Source organism: Maritalea sp. (genome assembly GCF_051251695.1).
Classification (GTDB): Bacteria; Pseudomonadota; Alphaproteobacteria; order Rhizobiales; family Devosiaceae; genus Maritalea.
Genome location: NZ_JBPOEU010000021.1, coordinates 1 through 15,961, shown reverse-complemented (window position 1 = coordinate 15,961; position 15,961 = coordinate 1). Strand labels below are relative to the sequence as shown.

The following is a 15,961-nucleotide window of genomic DNA, read 5'->3' as shown; positions in this document are numbered from 1 at the left end:
GTGCGACAGCATGGATGGCTATTTGACCCAAATCAAAGTTACAAGAGTGGAAAAGTAATAGGTTGATACAATAGCGATCGATAGGGATTGGATCGACATGAGCACTAAAACACCTACACAGACAAACCCCGGCGTTGATCAGTTCGATGTGGAAGCGGTCAATGCTGCGAAAAATCGTCCAGAACTGTATGCGGCGCGTAAAAAGATTTTTCCAAAACGGGCAAGTGGGTTTTTTCGCCAGTTGAAGTGGGTGATTATGGCGCTTACCCTTGGCGTCTATTACATCACCCCGTGGCTTAGGTATGACCGTGGCGAATATGCGCCCGATCAAGCGGTGTTGTTGGACCTGGCCAATCGACGGTTCTATTTCTTTTTCATCGAGATTTGGCCGCAAGAATTCTATTATGTCGCGGGCATGTTGGTGATGGCCGGGGTTGGGCTGTTTTTGGTGACCTCCACCGTGGGGCGCGCATGGTGCGGATATACCTGCCCACAAACCGTTTGGGTTGATTTGTTTTTGGTCGTTGAGCGCTTCTTTGAGGGCAGCCGCAACCAACGGATGAAATTGGACAAGGCGGGTTGGAGTTTTGATAAAATCTGGCGCCGTGTGGCAAAGCATAGCACCTGGATTTTAATCGGCATCGCGACCGGAGGGGCGTGGATTTTCTATTTTGCTGATGCGCCGACGCTATTTTGGGACGTGGTGCGGTTTGAAGCGCCATCCATTGCCTATTTCACCATTCTTATTTTGGCAGCGACCACATACACTTTTGGTGGGTTAATGCGGGAGCAAGTCTGCACCTATATGTGTCCTTGGCCACGTATTCAGGGGGCGATGCTTGATGAGTTTTCGCTGACGGTTACTTACAATGATTGGCGGGGCGAGCCGCGCAACAAGCACTCCAAAAAAGCAATCAAAGAAGGCAAGGTCGTCGGCGACTGCGTTGATTGCAATGCCTGCGTTGTGGTGTGCCCAATGGGCATTGATATTCGGGATGGGCAGCAGCTTGAATGCATCACTTGCGCGCTTTGTATCGATGCGTGCGATAATGTGATGGACAAGTTGGGCAAAGAGCGTGGGCTTATTTCTTATGCCACGTTGAACGATTACAACACCAATATGGGCTTGGCGACTGACGAGGCGAATATCATTCGGCCTGACAATATCCGGGATAAAGCGGGTAAGCTGATCGAGCAGGTCAAAGAAACAAGTCTTAAAACCATTGTTCGGTTGCGTACGCTTATCTATTTTGGCGTGTGGGCGGCCATTGGGCTATCTATGTTGGTTGTTTTGTCCATGCGCGACCGGTTGGACGTGAATGTGCAGCATGACCGTAATCCGCTGTTTGTAATGTTAAGTGACGGGGCTGTGCGCAATGGCTATGATGTCAAAATTCTAAACATGACACCTGAACCACGCACCATAAAACTGTCGATTGAAGGTTTGCCGGGTGGACAGATGACGCTTGCAAGTTCTGCAAATGATCCTAAACAACAAATTGTTTTGGATGTGGAGCCTGACCGCGTGATGCCGCTGCGCATTTACGTGCGGGCGGACCCGAAGGATTTGAGTGAGCAGCCAACTCGGTTTAGCTTTATTGTTGAAGATATGTTTGGTGATGAAACATCACGCGAATTGGTGAAATTTGAAACACCGAAAATAGGAAATTGATCATGAGCCAATTGGATCAACCAAAACAGCGTGAGTTTACCGGAAAGCATATGATCCTTGTGGTCGGGTTGTTCTTCGGCACCATCATCACGGTCAATTTAATCATGGCCTATTTCGCCACCTCCAGTTGGACTGGCCTTGTGGTCAAAAACTCCTATGTGGCGAGCCAAGGTTTCAATGAAAAATTGGCCGCGAGAAGAACACAGGATGCACTGGGTTGGACGCCAAATCTGACATATCAGAACGGCACCATCACCTACCGGTTGGAAAACGATCAAGGTGAAGCGATTAAGGCGGGTTTTGCGGAAGCTGAATTAAAACGCCCCAGCCACGAGCGCGAAGATCAACTGATCACTTTGCTGCCCAAAGAGGGCGCATATTCAGCAGACTACGCGTTGGGATCTGGTGCTTGGGATATCTTTGTTTCCCTCACCAGCGAAGCGGGTGAGCCTTTTACTTATCGTGAGCGCATTATTGTTCAATAGGGAGCATAAAGATGAGTTGTTGTGCCCCCGGCGTTGAAGCGGCTAGTGAATTGGCGGAAAAAGGCCAAAACAAAATTGACAATGAAAGCCTCATTTCTGCATCCATCGATCTAACGGACGGGCGACGGCAAGTAGAGTTTGCCGTTCCGGACATGCATTGTGCGGCCTGTATGCGCTCGATTGAAACCGAGTTGGGCAAGCTGGACGCCGTTGAGGTTGGTCGGGTTAATCTGTCGACAAAGCGGGTCAAAATTATTTGGCGTACGTCAGGTGATATGCAGCCTATTGAGTTGGTGGCAGCGGTAAATCGCGCTGGATATCGTTCTATGCTCTTGGAAGCTGAGGACGAGAACGCCAAAGACAAAACCTTCTCACAATTGGTGCGCGCCCTTGCGGTTTCCGGCTTTGCAGCGATGAACATTATGCTGTTCTCGATCTCCATTTGGTCGGGCGCGGATGCGTCGACGCGGGACTTGTTTCATTGGATTTCGGCGTTAATCGCCATTCCAGCTGTGGCTTTTGCTGGGCAACATTTTTTCCGTTCTGCGGTTTCTGCGCTTAAAGTTGGTCGTCTCAATATGGACGTGCCGATTTCGCTGGCGGTGATTTTGGCCCTTGGCTTGAGTGTTTTTGAAACATTGAATTCGGGTGAACATGCCTATTTTGATGCGTCGGTTACCCTGCTGTTCTTTTTGCTGATTGGACGAACCCTAGACCATTTGATGCGCGAACGGGCACGTTCTGCTGTGCGGAACTTGGCTTCGCTTGCGCCCCGTGGGGCCACCCAACGGCTTGAAGATGGCACCCATGCGTTCGTTAAGCTCAATCAAATTGAGCCGGGAATGCAACTTGATATTGGCGCTGGCGAGCGGATCCCAGTTGATGGGCGCGTTTTAAATGGTGAAGGCGAGATTGATCTAAGCCTTGTGACCGGAGAGTCAGCACCCGAGCAGATTAAGAAAGGCTCTCACCTCTTGGCAGGGGCGACCAATCTTTCAAGTCCTATTACTATGGCTGTTTCAAAACCTGCCCATGAGAGCTTTTTGGCGCGCATGGTAGAGATGATGGAAGCGGCCGAGGGCAGTCGAGCGGGCTATAAACGCATTGCAGACCGTGCTGCACAAATTTATGCGCCGGTGGTGCATTTACTGGCCTTAGCGACTTTTTTGGGTTGGGGGTTTTACAATGGTGATTGGCACCATGCGCTGGTAACCGCGATTGCGGTTTTGATTATTACGTGTCCCTGCGCGTTGGCGTTGGCGGTTCCGATTGTGCATGTGGTGGCCGCTGGTCGGTTATTTGAGCAGGGTATTATGATGCGTGATGGCGCGGCGCTTGAACGGCTTGCAGAAGTCGATCATGTGGCGTTTGATAAAACCGGCACACTAACCAAAGGCAAGCCAGAATTTATGGGCATGCATTTTGGCGAACAAGATGACTTAAAAATCGGTGTCCAATTGGCCCGACTAAGCCGTCATCCTTTTTCAAAAGCTCTGGCGCAATCGCATAAAGATATAGAAACAGGCGTGTTTGACCGGGTTGAAGAAATTGCGGGTCAAGGCGTTGAGGCCATCAAAGATGGTGTTCAATGGCGGTTGGGACGTGCAGCGTTTTGCGCTGTTGAAGATACTGACGATGCAAAAGGGCTTAGCCGGACATACCTTTCAAAGAATGGGCAATATGTGGCGAGCTTTGATTTTGAAGATCAATTGCGGCCTGAAGCGCTTAGCTTGGTTGAACAAATCCAAGCCAAAATCAAAGGTATCACCCTCTTGTCGGGTGACCGCAAGGGCCCCGTAGAAAAGGCCGCGCGGATTTTGCGCCTTCAAGATGTGCATTGGAGCCAAACGCCCCAAGATAAACTTGATGCCCTGAGTGCCCTTTCTGGCACACAACATCATGTGTTGATGGTGGGTGATGGCATGAATGATGCACCTGCATTGCGGGCAGCGCACGTCTCGATGGCCCCTTCCAGCGCGGCAGATGTCGGGCGCAATGCCGCTGACTTTGTGCTGACGCGAGATCAGCTTGATCAAATCCCGTTTGCGCTTTCATTGGCCAAAAGAGCGCGACGTGCGGTAAAGCAAAACTTTGGATTGGCGATTGCTTACAATATGGTGGCTATCCCCTTAGCGATTATGGGATTTGCGACGCCTCTTGTGGCTGCAATTGCCATGTCGTCTTCGTCTTTGTTGGTCACGCTAAACGCGTTGCGGTTGCGGTTGCGGTTGGACAAGAATAAGCGCACACTTGTACCCATAGCGCCGAGTTCGAGTTCTGCAGTAAAAACAAAAGTGATACCCGCTGAATGACCCCTTTATTGATTATCATCCCCGTTGTACTACTTGTCGGGTTGCTTGCCCTTGGGGCGTTTATGTGGTCGCTGCGTTCTGGCCAATATGAAGATATGGACGGCGCTGCACAGCGAATTTTGGATGATAGCGCTGACGACGCGCCGCCAAAAGACTAGAGCAATAGGGGAGAATCACATTGGCTGTTCTTGCAGGCGAGGCACGCCAGACCGCACTAAAGCAGGTCGGCGAATGGGATGACATTCAAGAGAAGAATGGCATTGTGCGACAATTCAAGTTTGCCAATTTCGTGGACGCATTTGGGTTTATGAGCCGGGTGGCGATTTTGGCTGAAAAAGCCAACCATCACCCCGAATGGTCCAATGTCTATTCAAGCGTTGAGATATTTTTGACGAGCCATGATGCGGGTGGATTGACCCAAAAAGACATTGATTTGGCCAAGCAAATTGACCAATTGATTTAGCGCCCCTTTTTCTAAAACTGTCTGATTTTGTAAAGTGCGAGCCACACCAGTGTGGCGCACAGGGTAAAAGCTGTGACAAGTTGCGCGCTTGGGCTGAGCGCTAAGAGCCTTGGTGCTGCGTAGATCAGCAAGGCAAGTGGCAGTGTTAAGCCCAACGCCTTGTCGATTTTGCCCAGCGGATAGAGCCAAACCGCAAACAAAACCGCGCCCGACATCAGAAACAATAGCGGTCCCCAAAATAGCGTTCGATCGAAGTGGCTTGAATGAGGGGTAAGGCCAAATCCCATGATATCAAAAAAGAAAAATGCGGATGAGAAAAAGCCGAAGACAAGTAAGCTAGCGCCCACCCGATTGGAGCTGGGTGCAAAGGGCGCGAACAAAAACCGGACTGAACTGAGTGCCAATAAAAGCATGGCGAGCATCAAAATACTGGCGTTGATGGGGTCATACCTGTTTGCGGCGAACAGCATCGTTTCGCCCAAAAGGAACAAAAAGCAGGCGATTAGATTGGTAGTTCTGAGCATTAGACATTATCCTGAAAACATTATTTTGCGCAATGTCGAACCATACGGCACGGTTTGGCGGTTGAGTGGATGCTGACAAGAGTTTACAGCTAAGAAACAGAAAAAAGTAGCGGCAGGAAAATTATGTTTGATGCAATCACCAGATTACTAGGTGTCAAAACTGATGGCGATATGGAAGACCCGTTGCTTGATCCCAAACTTTGCGCAGCGGCATTGTTGGTGCATTTGTCCGCTGTTGATGGCCAAGTGAGCGACGATGAGCGCAAAACCATCGAAAAGACGTTGATAGAAAACTATCAATTGAGCACGGCTGAGGTGGCTGATCTGGTGGTGTTGGCCACACAAAAAGACCAGGAAGCTGTGGATTTTTATGCGTTTACAGCGACGTTGAACAAATTGGAATTAGACGAAAAACTCAACATTATCCGTATGATGTGGGAAGTGGTGTTCGCCGACAACCAAAATCACGAGTTGGAAGACAATATGGTATGGCGGGTGGCCGAACTTATTGGTGTTTCCTCGCGGGATCGGACTGTTTTACGCGCTCAGGTGCGTGGCGAAACTCAAAGCGATTCCTAATCGGCTATCATTTTTGAAACCTTCGTTCGGGAGACGTTATTTGCAAATTGCAATGCAAGTTGCGACGCAGGCTGCAATCTGCATTGGGCCAATGGTTAATGAAGCTGAGCAAAAACCCCACACATCATACGTGAATTGTAAATTTACCTCGCCGAATAAACTGGCACGCTTTGTGCAGTTTAGGTGGGGTCGGGATTTAGTTTTGCGTATCCGACAATTATTATGGCCTGCTCGTCCGGCGTATTTCGGGAGCAGGCCATAAATTTAACTGCAATTTGAATTCGTGACGTGCCGACTAATCCGCCTCTTGTTGTTTGTTCCCTTAATCGCTACATATGCGAAAGCGATAGGCAAACAGGAGATGCGTTAGATGCTATTGGCCATAATCCAAACATTGTTGATGGTTTTGGGACTGGTAAGATGGGTCGTGATTATCATGATCATCATGAGCTGGTTATTCTCATTTAATATCATCAATGGAACCAACCAATTTGTGGCGATGATCTGGCGCTTGGTCGATGGGCTTACAGCCCCATTGCTGAAGCCTATTCGCCGGTTTGTGCCCAATATTGGCGGTCTAGATATTTCACCAATTGTTTTGTTCGTGATTATCTTTTTCCTCGAGTCGCTGTTGCGCAGTTGGGCCAACGGTATTTACTTCTGATCTTAAGAAGTCGAATTCGAGCATGACAAATGATCAAGCCTGGCGCCAAATAAGCTCTGGGCTTGAGGTTTTTGTGCGGGTGACCCCCAACGCAAATAAAGATCAAGTCGGCAAAGTGGAGCTGCGTGACAATGGCGAAGCCTATTTGGCCCTTCGCGTTCGTGCCGTGCCTGATAAAGGCCAAGCGAACAAAGCCGTTATTGCGCTTTTCGCTAAACATTTTGGCCTTCGCAAAAGCGATATAGATATCGTGCGTGGCCAACAGGGCCGGCAAAAAACCCTTTCAGTTAAATCAAATGATGACGATATGCTGATCACTCAATTGGAGGGTCTAAGTATCTAGGGTTGGCCAATTTCCTCTGGCTCACTTAGGCTGGAAAAAATTGGCGTAGATGACGGGGAAATGACATGTCCAACATTCAACTCAACAATGATGATCAGCGGTTTTTGCGGCTTGCTTATGACGAGGCGTTGGCCGGCTTTGAAGAAGGCGGGTGTCCAATTGGCTCTGTGCTCGCGCGCGGGCCGGAACTGATCGCAAAGGGTCGAAACCAGCGGGTGCAGGGCGGTGATCCGATTGCCCATGGGGAAATGGATTGTTTGCGCAAAGCTGGGCGGCAATCCTCCTACAAGGGGATGACGCTTTATACGTCACTATCACCTTGCATGATGTGTTCGGGCACTATCGTGCAGTTTGGCATTGAGCGCGTGGTGATTGGCGAAAATATCAATTTTGGTGGCAATGAAGATTTTTTACGCGAGCGCGGCGTTGAAATTATATTGGCCAACGATCAAGCCTGCATTGATCTGATGGCGAGGTTTATTAAAGAAAAGCCTGAATTGTGGGCAGAAGACATCGCTGAAGAAGTTGAGTCCACACCCTAGCCGCAACGCAGTTCTAAACGTTCCATGCTCGGCACGACAAAGGTACGATTGTGCTCGATTTGAATTACATCGTCTTTGCGTAATTTTGTGAGCTGACGTGAAACTGTTTCAACGGTTAAACCTAAAAAATCGGCAATGTCGATCCGGGTGAGGGGCAACTCAAAGTTGGCCGATGACATTTCTTCGACGTCAATTGTTGGGTCGATATTGGTTGCGATGAGATAAAGAAAGCTTGCGACTTTTTCAGCTGCGGTTTTGCGGCCCAAAGTCACCATCCACTCACGCGCACTGTCTAACTCTTTTAGGATTTGCATCAGCAGGCGGTGTTCCAACTCTGGATGCTTTTTCATCATCGTTTCTAAAGCCCTGCGCGGAATTTTGCACAGGTTGACGTCGGATGCGGCTTCTGCACACATTTTGCTTTGTGTTGCAAAAGGACGGCCCAGAAAATCTGGCGCAAATTGGAGACCAATCACTTGCTGACGTCCGTCTGACAGCATTTTGGTTAGCTTCACAACGCCTTGCATAACATTTGCGTAGGATGTCACTTCTTCAGAATCAGCGACGAGTTCAGAACCACTTTCGTGTTTCACTTGTCGTGTATGTTTGGCCAGTTCAGAAAGTTGATCGGGTTCTAACGCACCGCAAATGCCACGGTGACGCGCCTCGCAGGCTTGGCAGAGCTTTGGAATGTCTGAATTGTGAATGTCTTTTCTTGTCGTCATGCCAATCTCCCAATCGCCTTATCAATAGCATATTTGATGGGATTGGCCAGCGTGGTGAACGTGCGAATTTTTGCTTTGATCATTGGGATCTTTGTGGTTTGGTGGAAACAGTCCACTATAATGGAAAGAGCCTGCCACACCATGCCAGAGAACTTGCTGCCACCGCCCCACCTTGGCGCCATTGTGCGCAAAGCGCGTAAGGATCACAATCTAACGTTGGAGATGTTGGCCGAACGGTGCGGAGTCTCAAAGTCCATGCTCAGCCAAATTGAACGGGGGGCGGTGAACCCAACATTTACGCTGGTATGGAATTTGACACAGGCGTTGGGGCTAGACCTTTCGTTGTTGGGTGAGCGGGCGGTTTCCGATCACATGATCACGCACATTCCCGCCTATTCGACACCGTCAAAAGGCAGTGCTGACGGGAAATGCGTGGTGAAATTATTGAACCCACCGCGCACCGCTATGCCGATTGAATGGTATGATTTTGTGGCTGAACAAGGGGGTAGTTTACTTTCCCAGCCACATGCGGCGGGGACCATGGAGCACCTCACTTGTATTTCAGGCACGATTGAAGTTGAAGCCGGTGATTTGAAAGCGCAAGCCCAGGCCGGTGACACATTACGTTATCGAGCCGATCAACCCCATGCAATCCACAATGTGGGCGATGAGGAAGCGCATGCATTTTTGGTTGTTGCGTTGCCGAAATAGCTAGGCGCACTGATCAGGCCAGTTTGAAATTCGAGCAATTTGATGTCGATCTGATGTTGATTGAATGGAAAAATCCGATATATTGGAATCAATCCAGTATAAAGGCTTTCCAATGTCCCATAACCTCATTTCAGATACTGAGAAAACTTTAGATATGCTGCGTGCAGACGGGCTGTTTAAAAGTGAATATCAGATTACGTCGCCTCAAGCTGCCAATATTGCGGTGAAGAACCCTGATGGTGGCGCTGATTTGCCACTTCTTAATATGTGCGCCAACAATTATTTGGGGCTGGCCAATAATGAACGATTGGGCAAAGCGGCGATCAAAGCGATTGAAGAACATGGTTTGGGCATGGCGTCTGTTCGGTTCATTTGCGGCACTCAAGCTTTGCACCATCAATTGGAAGCGCGGCTTTCTTCGTTTTTAGGGACGGAAGATTCGATTTTGTTTGCATCTTGTTTTGATGCAAATGCCGGTATTTTTGAATCGCTGCTCACCGCAGAAGACGCGATTATCTCGGATGCGTTAAACCACGCTTCCATCATCGATGGGGTTCGGCTTTGTAAAGCGCAGCGGTTCCGCTATGCCAACAATGATATGGCGGATTTGGAAGCCAAGTTGAAAGAAGCCCAGGGCGCGCGGCACCGGTTGATCGTTACGGATGGCGTGTTTTCCATGGATGGCATTATTGCGGACCTTCCGGGTATTTGTGATCTGGCGGAAAAGTATGACGCATTAGTGATGGTGGATGATAGCCATGCGGTTGGGTTTATGGGCCCAAAAGGCCAAGGCACCCCCCACCACCATGGGGTCGCGGACCGTGTACATTTATATTCGGGTACGTTCGGCAAAGCGCTTGGTGGTGCGGCGGGCGGCTATATTGCGGGGCCAAAAGCATTGGTCACCATGCTTCGCCAAAAAGCGCGGCCATATTTGTTTTCAAATGCATTGCCGCCGATGATTGTGGCAGCGACGTTGGAAGCGCTTGATATTGTTGAGACAAGCCCAAAACTTCGACCAACTTTGATGATCAACGCCAAATATTTCCGCGCAGAAATGAGCAAGCTTGGCTTTGATTTGGTGCCGGGCGAACATGCGATTATTCCTGTGATGCTGGGCGACGCTGTGCTGGCGCAAAAGTTCGCAAAGGGCATGCTCGAGCAAGGCATTTACGTTACCGCGTTTTCTTTCCCTGTGGTGCCTAAAGGCCAAGCGCGTATTCGCACGCAAATGTCTGCCGCGCACACAAAGGATGATTTGGATCAGGCCATCGCAGCGTTTGCCATCGTGGGCAAAAAGCTTGGGGTGATTTCATGAAAGCGCTCGTAAAAGCAAAAGATGCACCCGGCTTAGAAATGCAGGATGTACAAAAGCCGACCATTGGCGACCATGATGTTTTGATCAAGGTCAAAAAAGCGTCGATTTGTGGCACCGACATGCACATTTGGAAATGGGATGACTGGGCGCGCAAGACCGTACCGGTGCCCATGGTCACGGGTCATGAATATGTGGGAACAGTTGAAGAAATTGGCGCTGATGTTACCGAAGTGAAGGTGGGGCAACGGGTTTCGGGCGAGGGGCACATTCCTTGTGGACATTGCCGCAATTGTCAGTCGGGCCGGGCACATATTTGTGCCAACACCAAGGGCATTGGGGTCAACACACCGGGGGCTTTTGCTGAATATATTGCCATTCCCGAAGCCAATGTGCGGTTGTTGCCAGAAAGCATAAGTGATGATGTCGCGTCGATCCTTGATCCGTTGGGCAATGCGGTTAATACCGCTTTGGCGTTTGATGTGTCTGGCGAAGATGTGCTGATCACCGGCGCTGGGCCGATTGGCTGCATGGCCGTCGCCGTTTGCCGCCACGTTGGTGCGCGCCACATTATTGTTACCGACCTGAACGATGATCGCTTGGCGCTCGCAAAACAAATGGGTGCAACCCGTGGTGTGCGGGCTGATAAAGAGAACCTCAAGGATGTTATGGCCGATTTGGGTATGCGCGAAGGTTTTGATATTGGGTTGGAAATGTCTGGTGCAGCCCCTGCCATGTCCGCAATGATTGATGCGATGATCACCGGCGGTAAAGTGGCGATGCTTGGTCTGTTTCCCGGTAAAGTTGAACTGGATCTCAATACAGCGATTTTTAAAGGCCTCACTTTTGAAGGCATTTATGGGCGCAAGATGTTTGAGACTTGGCACAAAATGCTGGCGATGCTTGAAAGCGGTTTGGATGTCACCCCGGTAATTTCACATCATCTGCCGTTTGAAGACTTTGCCAAAGGGTTTGAGGCTGTGGCGTCTGGAGAAGCCAACAAGGTGATTTTGGATATTGCCAGCTAAGATTTGGCCGCTTAACCTAAGATCATGAAAAATATTGCTATTGTTACAGGGGGCAGTCGCGGCATTGGTGCAGCGACTGCTCTTTTACTGGCTCGGTCGGGGGCTGATGTTTGCATCTCATACCAAGCTGATCGGCAGAGCGCTGATCAGATTGTTGCTTCATGCCAAGAACTTGGTGTACACGCGATTTGCGTGCGGGCGGACGTTGCTGATCTGGGTGACGTTAAACAGCTCTTTCGTGCATGTGATGATCAATTGGGGCCGGTCAACATATTGATCAATAATGCGGGGATTGTTGGTGAAGCGGGCAAGCTGGTTGATTTGAAACCAGACGTGTTGGCGTGGGTATTTCAGGTGAACTTGTTTGGCGCCATTTATTGTTGCCAAGAAGCGATTAAGCGGATGGCGAAATCTGATGGCGGCCAGGGTGGCTCCATTGTCAATATGTCGTCGATGGCGGCCAAGTTTGGCAGTCCAAATGAATATATCCACTACGCTTCCTCAAAAGGAGCGCTGGACAGTTTGACAATTGGTTTGGCGAAAGAAGTCGGACCCGATGGCATTCGGGTGAACGCCATTCATTCAGGCACCGCGAACACGGATATCCATGAACGCACAGGCAATCCAGACCGTCCGGCTATGGTTGCAAGCATCAACCCACTGGGGCGTGTTGCAGAACCCGAGGAAATTGCGGAAGCCGCAGTTTGGTTGGCGATGGAAAAATCGAGCTACACCAATGGGGCAATTATGCCGGTGACGGGTGGCATGTAGTTGTCGAAACTTATCGATCATTTGAACTGCCGGGCGCGATAAGGGCCGCGCCCGGCGTGGAAAGCCATTAAGCAGATTGTGCTTGGCTTTCGCGGTGTGCGATAAATAGGGATGCGGCGATGATGAGTGCTGCGCCGAGCCATAGATCGCCGCCGGGCACCCATCCGAACACATAAAAGCCAGCCAACACGTTGAACGGCAGTTTTAGGTGATCAAAGGGCTGCACATAGGCCGCGTCCGCGGTGGCGTATGCTTTGGTGATCAACCATTGCGCCAACGCAACCAATAGGCCTGCAATGATGATCCACTGGATCGCAGGGGCGGTTGAAATGGCGATACCGGTTGGTGTGCCAAGGGCCAATGCAAGATTGATCGGGGTGAGCAGTAACAACAGATAGAGCGTGATTGATTGTGGGTTTTCGGTTTTGGTCAGCTCTTTTGTGAAAAGCGACGTTACGGCCCAGAAAAACGCGGCGCCAATGGGCAGCAATGTTTTCAATTCAAACGCATCTGACCATGGTTGCAAGATGATCATGCCGCCGGCAAAACCAACTAAGGTTGCGAGCCAACGGGCGGGGCCCACTTTTTCTTTGAGCAACAATGCAGCGCCGATGGTGACGAAAAATGTTGATGTCATGATGAGGGCAATCGCTTGCCAAATCGGGACGCCAAGTGAAAGCCCGTATACCCACAATTGAACACCAATGGTCGCGGCGATAACGCGCAGAATGTGCAAAGTGAGGTGGTCGGTTTTAAGACCGGCAAGGCCTGCTTTTAGCACAAATGGTGCGCTGACCAACGCGGCAATGGCATATTGCCAAAACGCGGCTGAGGTTGAGGACGTGCCCTCAATCAATGTGGCCAGTTGAGTGAGTGAATTGACGGCGGCAAAGGCAATGCCTGCGCCAACCATATAAAGGCCAGCTAAAATAGCCGGACTTTTCAGGCTTAGACCTGTGCTTGAAGTTTTTACGGTCTGATCCATATCTCGTTCCTTTCGAACAAAACAGAATCAGGGCGTGATTAGGGAGGGTATATGCGCACAATTCCCCAAATGGCGCACTGCACCCTTGGTTTTGTGGCGTATTACTCACCCTTCTCTTTCATCCGGACTATGACCGTCGGCTCTGGAGTTACACCAGATCTGCTGACCCTTATTTCTTCAAAAAGGAAATAAGGCGCTCGCGGGCTTCATCATTCACTTAAGAATTATGTTACCGCCGGTGGGGAGTTTCGCCCCGCCCTGAGAAGGTTTAACCGCTGGATTATTCCAGCGGTGGAGCGGATTTAGCACGAGGTGCAATTAAAGAGCAAGTGTTTTACGTTTGCACATGAATTGACATTTGAGTGAATGAACAGCATGACCAAGCGAACTTAGTTAGAGGCGATGTCTTGAAAAAACACGATGTGATTGTAATTGGTGGTGGTGCTGCCGGGCTGATGTGCGCCATTGAAGCGGGAAAGCGTGGGCGTGATGTCTTGGTGGTGGATCATGCGAAAAAGCCGTGTGAAAAGATCCGCATTTCGGGCGGGGGGCGATGCAATTTCACCAATATCCACACGAGCTTCAAGCAGTTTTTAAGCGAAAACCCGCGCTTTGCGATTTCACCGTTGAAGCGCTACACCCAGCATGATTTCATCGCGCGGGTGAAAAAGCAGAATATTGATTTCCATGAGAAAACGCTTGGCCAATTGTTCTGCAATGAAAGTGCGCAGCAAATCATAGATATGCTGCTAAACGATATGCGAGCAGCAGGTGGCCGGTTGCGGATGCGGGCTGAAGTTACTCACATAGCCAAAATGGACAATGAGTTTCACCTAACTGTTGATGGGGATCATTATTCGGCACAAAGTGTGGTGATTGCGACGGGTGGGAAGTCGATCCCCAAGATGGGGGCGACAGGTTTTGGCTATGAAGTTGCGCAGCATTTCGGGCTTGAAATTGTTGAGACCCGACCCGCGTTGGTGCCATTGACCTTTGACCCGTCGATGTTGGAGCCGATGAAGGAATTGTCCGGCATATCTGTGGATGATGCGGTTGTGAAACATCAAAAAACTAAGTTTTCGGAGGCGATGTTGTTCACCCATCGCGGGTTAAGCGGTCCTTCGATTTTGCAAATCTCGTCTTTTTGGCGAGAAGGCGATGAGGTTGAAATTGGGATGTTGCCGGATATGGATTTGATGGTGGCGCTAAAAGAAGCGCGGCAGGCCAATGGCAAGCAAGAAATTCAAACGGTGCTTGCGGGTTTCTTGCCGAAGAAACTGGTGGCGTTTGTGCTGGAGCAATCTGGCGTGCAGGGCCGGTTGGCGGATTTGAGTGACAAGAAACTCAAAGCTGTTTCTGATCAGATCAATCATTGGCGGATCAAACCCACCGGATCAGAAGGCTATCGCACAGCGGAAGTGACGTTGGGTGGAGTCTCGACGAACGAGTTGGACAATAAAACCATGGAAGCCAAAAAAGTGCCGGGACTGTATTTTGTCGGCGAAGTGGTGGATATGACAGGCTGGCTTGGCGGGTATAATTTCCAATGGGCTTGGTCTTCTGGCTGGGTTGCTGGGCAGAGTGTCTAATTTTCGCTCACGGTGCGTTTCAAAAATTGCATGACGGCCTAAAACCGGCCTATGCAATTTCTTGCACCTGCGCGGGCGCGGCCAAAAAGTTGGCCGGGCTGGCCGCCCAAGAATTGGTTCAGTGAATCTGTTGTAGTCACTCAATTGTTCCGATTTTTGCGTTTTCTGAATAGGTAAGGAACGAACAATTGGCGGGGGTGCCGGGGAAGCGAACGCAGTTCGCGAAGGCGGCGCGTAAAAGAGAGCCGAGGGTGTCGCAAAGATTTCAGTTGGGCGCAATTATCCCCTGAACGGCTCTATCTTTATGGTTTGTTAACCCACTGAAGTCCGAAGAGGAGCTGACGTGCCCCCAATTATTAAGACCATTTAGAGTTGGAATTTTCCACTTATGACCCCGAAGGCGGGAGAAGGAGAGTTTTATGAAGGCCTCAAAGTTTAGCGAAGCTCAAATTGCGTTTGTTTTGAAACAAGTGGAGGGTGACGCAACGATCGCGGAAGTATGTCGCAAAGCAGGAATAGGTGTGGCAACGTTTTACAATTGGCGCAAGAAGTATGCAGGATTGATGCCTTCAGAAATGAAACGATTACGCCAGCTTGAAGACGAAAATGGAAGATTGAAAAAGCTGGTGGCTGACTTATCTTTAGACAAAGCTATGTTGCAGGACGTTCTGTCAAAAAAGCTCTGAAGCCTGATCGTCGACGCAGGCTTGTTGATGAGGTCAGAGAGGTTTGGCGTGTGTCCATTCGCAAAGCATGTAGTGCATTGCGGATTGATCGCTCCCTTTATACCTACAAGTCCAAGCGTGGTGATCAGGCGGCTTTAAAGGCGAGGATCAAAGAGATATGCGAAACGCGTGTTCGGTTCGGATATCGGCGCGTTCATGTCCTGTTGCAACGTGAGGGCTGGCTCGTAAATCAAAAACGAGTTCGTAGGCTTTACAATGAGTTGGGTCTGCAATTGCGTAACAAGACGCCGAAGCGACGCGTAAAAGCCAAGTTAAGGGAAGACCGCTGCGAGGCTACTCATACAAACCAAGTATGGGCGATGGATTTTGTGCATGACCAACTAGCAACAGGGCGTAAACTGCGTATCTTAACAATCATTGATACCTGGTCTCGGTTCTCACCAGCGACTGATCCAAGGTTTAGCTACAAAGGTGAAGATGTGGTGCAAACGCTTGAGCTCGTGTGTCGTACAGCTGGTTATCCCAAAACAATAAGGGTCGACAATGGAAGTGAGTTTATCTCGCGTG

At 49.9% G+C, this 15,961-nt stretch carries 17 protein-coding genes, 1 pseudogene and 1 riboswitch; of the genes and pseudogenes, 15 read left to right on the top strand and 3 right to left on the bottom strand.

All coding sequences use genetic code 11. The annotated features are described in order from the left end of the window. Positions 1-97: 97 nt before the first annotated feature. From ccoG to ACSHWX_RS13085, 5 genes are read left to right on the top strand one after another with little or no spacing between them, the layout of a single operon-like run. Positions 98-1,672, top strand: a complete 1,575-nt coding sequence (gene ccoG / locus ACSHWX_RS13105; RefSeq protein WP_435668673.1) for a cytochrome c oxidase accessory protein CcoG — start codon at positions 98-100, stop codon at positions 1,670-1,672. 2 nt (positions 1,673-1,674) lie between these two features. Beyond that, positions 1,675-2,157, top strand: coding sequence for a FixH family protein (locus ACSHWX_RS13100; RefSeq protein ID WP_435668672.1), 483 nt, complete (start codon positions 1,675-1,677; stop codon positions 2,155-2,157). An 11-nt stretch (positions 2,158-2,168) separates the two neighbouring features. Then, positions 2,169-4,469, top strand: coding sequence for a cation-translocating P-type ATPase (locus ACSHWX_RS13095; protein ID WP_435668671.1), 2,301 nt, complete (start codon positions 2,169-2,171; stop codon positions 4,467-4,469). Further along, positions 4,466-4,627: a cbb3-type cytochrome oxidase assembly protein CcoS gene (gene ccoS / locus ACSHWX_RS13090; RefSeq protein ID WP_435668670.1), complete on the top strand. Its 162-nt coding sequence runs from the start codon at positions 4,466-4,468 to the stop codon at positions 4,625-4,627. The genes ACSHWX_RS13095 and ccoS overlap by 4 nt, the downstream gene beginning before the upstream one ends. 20 nt (positions 4,628-4,647) lie before the next feature. Continuing rightward, entirely contained in the window at positions 4,648-4,932 is a 285-nt protein-coding gene (locus ACSHWX_RS13085) for a 4a-hydroxytetrahydrobiopterin dehydratase (RefSeq protein ID WP_435668669.1), read from the top strand. An 11-nt stretch (positions 4,933-4,943) separates the two neighbouring features. Here the strand turns inward: ACSHWX_RS13085 and ACSHWX_RS13080 are convergent, their stop codons facing one another. Next, positions 4,944-5,456, bottom strand: a complete 513-nt coding sequence (locus ACSHWX_RS13080) for a hypothetical protein (protein ID WP_435668668.1) — start codon at positions 5,454-5,456, stop codon at positions 4,944-4,946. A 123-nt stretch (positions 5,457-5,579) separates the two neighbouring features. Between ACSHWX_RS13080 and ACSHWX_RS13075 the strand changes: the two genes are divergently transcribed. The 4 genes from ACSHWX_RS13075 to ACSHWX_RS13060 all read left to right on the top strand — a co-directional run bounded on the left by ACSHWX_RS13075 (position 5,580) and on the right by ACSHWX_RS13060 (position 7,584). Continuing rightward, positions 5,580-6,035: a TerB family tellurite resistance protein gene (locus tag ACSHWX_RS13075; protein WP_435668667.1), complete on the top strand. Its 456-nt coding sequence runs from the start codon at positions 5,580-5,582 to the stop codon at positions 6,033-6,035. Between the two features lie 370 nt (positions 6,036-6,405). After that, positions 6,406-6,699 (top strand): YggT family protein, encoded by a 294-nt coding sequence (locus ACSHWX_RS13070; RefSeq protein ID WP_435668666.1) that lies wholly within the window; start codon positions 6,406-6,408, stop codon positions 6,697-6,699. Between the two features lie 22 nt (positions 6,700-6,721). Then, positions 6,722-7,042 (top strand): DUF167 family protein, encoded by a 321-nt coding sequence (locus ACSHWX_RS13065; protein ID WP_435668665.1) that lies wholly within the window; start codon positions 6,722-6,724, stop codon positions 7,040-7,042. A gap of 65 nt (positions 7,043-7,107) precedes the next feature. Beyond that, entirely contained in the window at positions 7,108-7,584 is a 477-nt protein-coding gene (locus ACSHWX_RS13060) for a nucleoside deaminase (protein ID WP_435668664.1), read from the top strand. Here the strand turns inward: ACSHWX_RS13060 and ACSHWX_RS13055 are convergent. Then, positions 7,581-8,309 carry a Crp/Fnr family transcriptional regulator gene (locus ACSHWX_RS13055; protein ID WP_435668663.1) on the bottom strand — a complete coding sequence of 243 codons (729 nt, stop codon included), beginning with the start codon at positions 8,307-8,309 and terminating at the stop codon, positions 7,581-7,583. The genes ACSHWX_RS13060 and ACSHWX_RS13055 overlap by 4 nt on opposite strands. 141 nt (positions 8,310-8,450) lie before the next feature. On the opposite strand from ACSHWX_RS13055, the gene ACSHWX_RS13050 reads away from it, so the two are divergent. The 4 genes from ACSHWX_RS13050 to ACSHWX_RS13035 all read left to right on the top strand — a co-directional run bounded on the left by ACSHWX_RS13050 (position 8,451) and on the right by ACSHWX_RS13035 (position 12,134). Beyond that, positions 8,451-9,020, top strand: a complete 570-nt coding sequence (locus ACSHWX_RS13050) for a helix-turn-helix domain-containing protein (RefSeq protein WP_435668662.1) — start codon at positions 8,451-8,453, stop codon at positions 9,018-9,020. Positions 9,021-9,132: 112 nt separating this feature from the next. Next, positions 9,133-10,338, top strand: a complete 1,206-nt coding sequence (locus tag ACSHWX_RS13045; RefSeq protein ID WP_435668661.1) for a glycine C-acetyltransferase — start codon at positions 9,133-9,135, stop codon at positions 10,336-10,338. After that, a complete protein-coding gene (gene tdh / locus ACSHWX_RS13040; RefSeq protein ID WP_435668660.1) occupies positions 10,335-11,363 on the top strand; it encodes an L-threonine 3-dehydrogenase in 1,029 nt (342 codons plus the stop codon). Before ACSHWX_RS13045 ends, tdh begins: the two co-directional genes overlap by 4 nt. A 24-nt stretch (positions 11,364-11,387) precedes the next feature. After that, positions 11,388-12,134 (top strand): SDR family oxidoreductase, encoded by a 747-nt coding sequence (locus tag ACSHWX_RS13035; RefSeq protein WP_435668659.1) that lies wholly within the window; start codon positions 11,388-11,390, stop codon positions 12,132-12,134. A gap of 67 nt (positions 12,135-12,201) precedes the next feature. Here the strand turns inward: ACSHWX_RS13035 and ACSHWX_RS13030 are convergent, their stop codons facing one another. Continuing rightward, entirely contained in the window at positions 12,202-13,119 is a 918-nt protein-coding gene (locus ACSHWX_RS13030) for a DMT family transporter (RefSeq protein WP_435668658.1), read from the bottom strand. Between the two features lie 106 nt (positions 13,120-13,225). Beyond that, positions 13,226-13,389, bottom strand: a riboswitch (FMN riboswitch). A gap of 137 nt (positions 13,390-13,526) precedes the next feature. Here ACSHWX_RS13030 and ACSHWX_RS13025 point away from each other — a divergent pair. Together ACSHWX_RS13025 and ACSHWX_RS13020 are read left to right on the top strand one after the other, a co-directional pair. Further along, positions 13,527-14,708: an NAD(P)/FAD-dependent oxidoreductase gene (locus tag ACSHWX_RS13025; RefSeq protein WP_435668657.1), complete on the top strand. Its 1,182-nt coding sequence runs from the start codon at positions 13,527-13,529 to the stop codon at positions 14,706-14,708. 419 nt (positions 14,709-15,127) lie between these two features. After that, a pseudogene (locus tag ACSHWX_RS13020) lies at positions 15,128-15,961 on the top strand (IS3 family transposase); the annotation flags it as partial.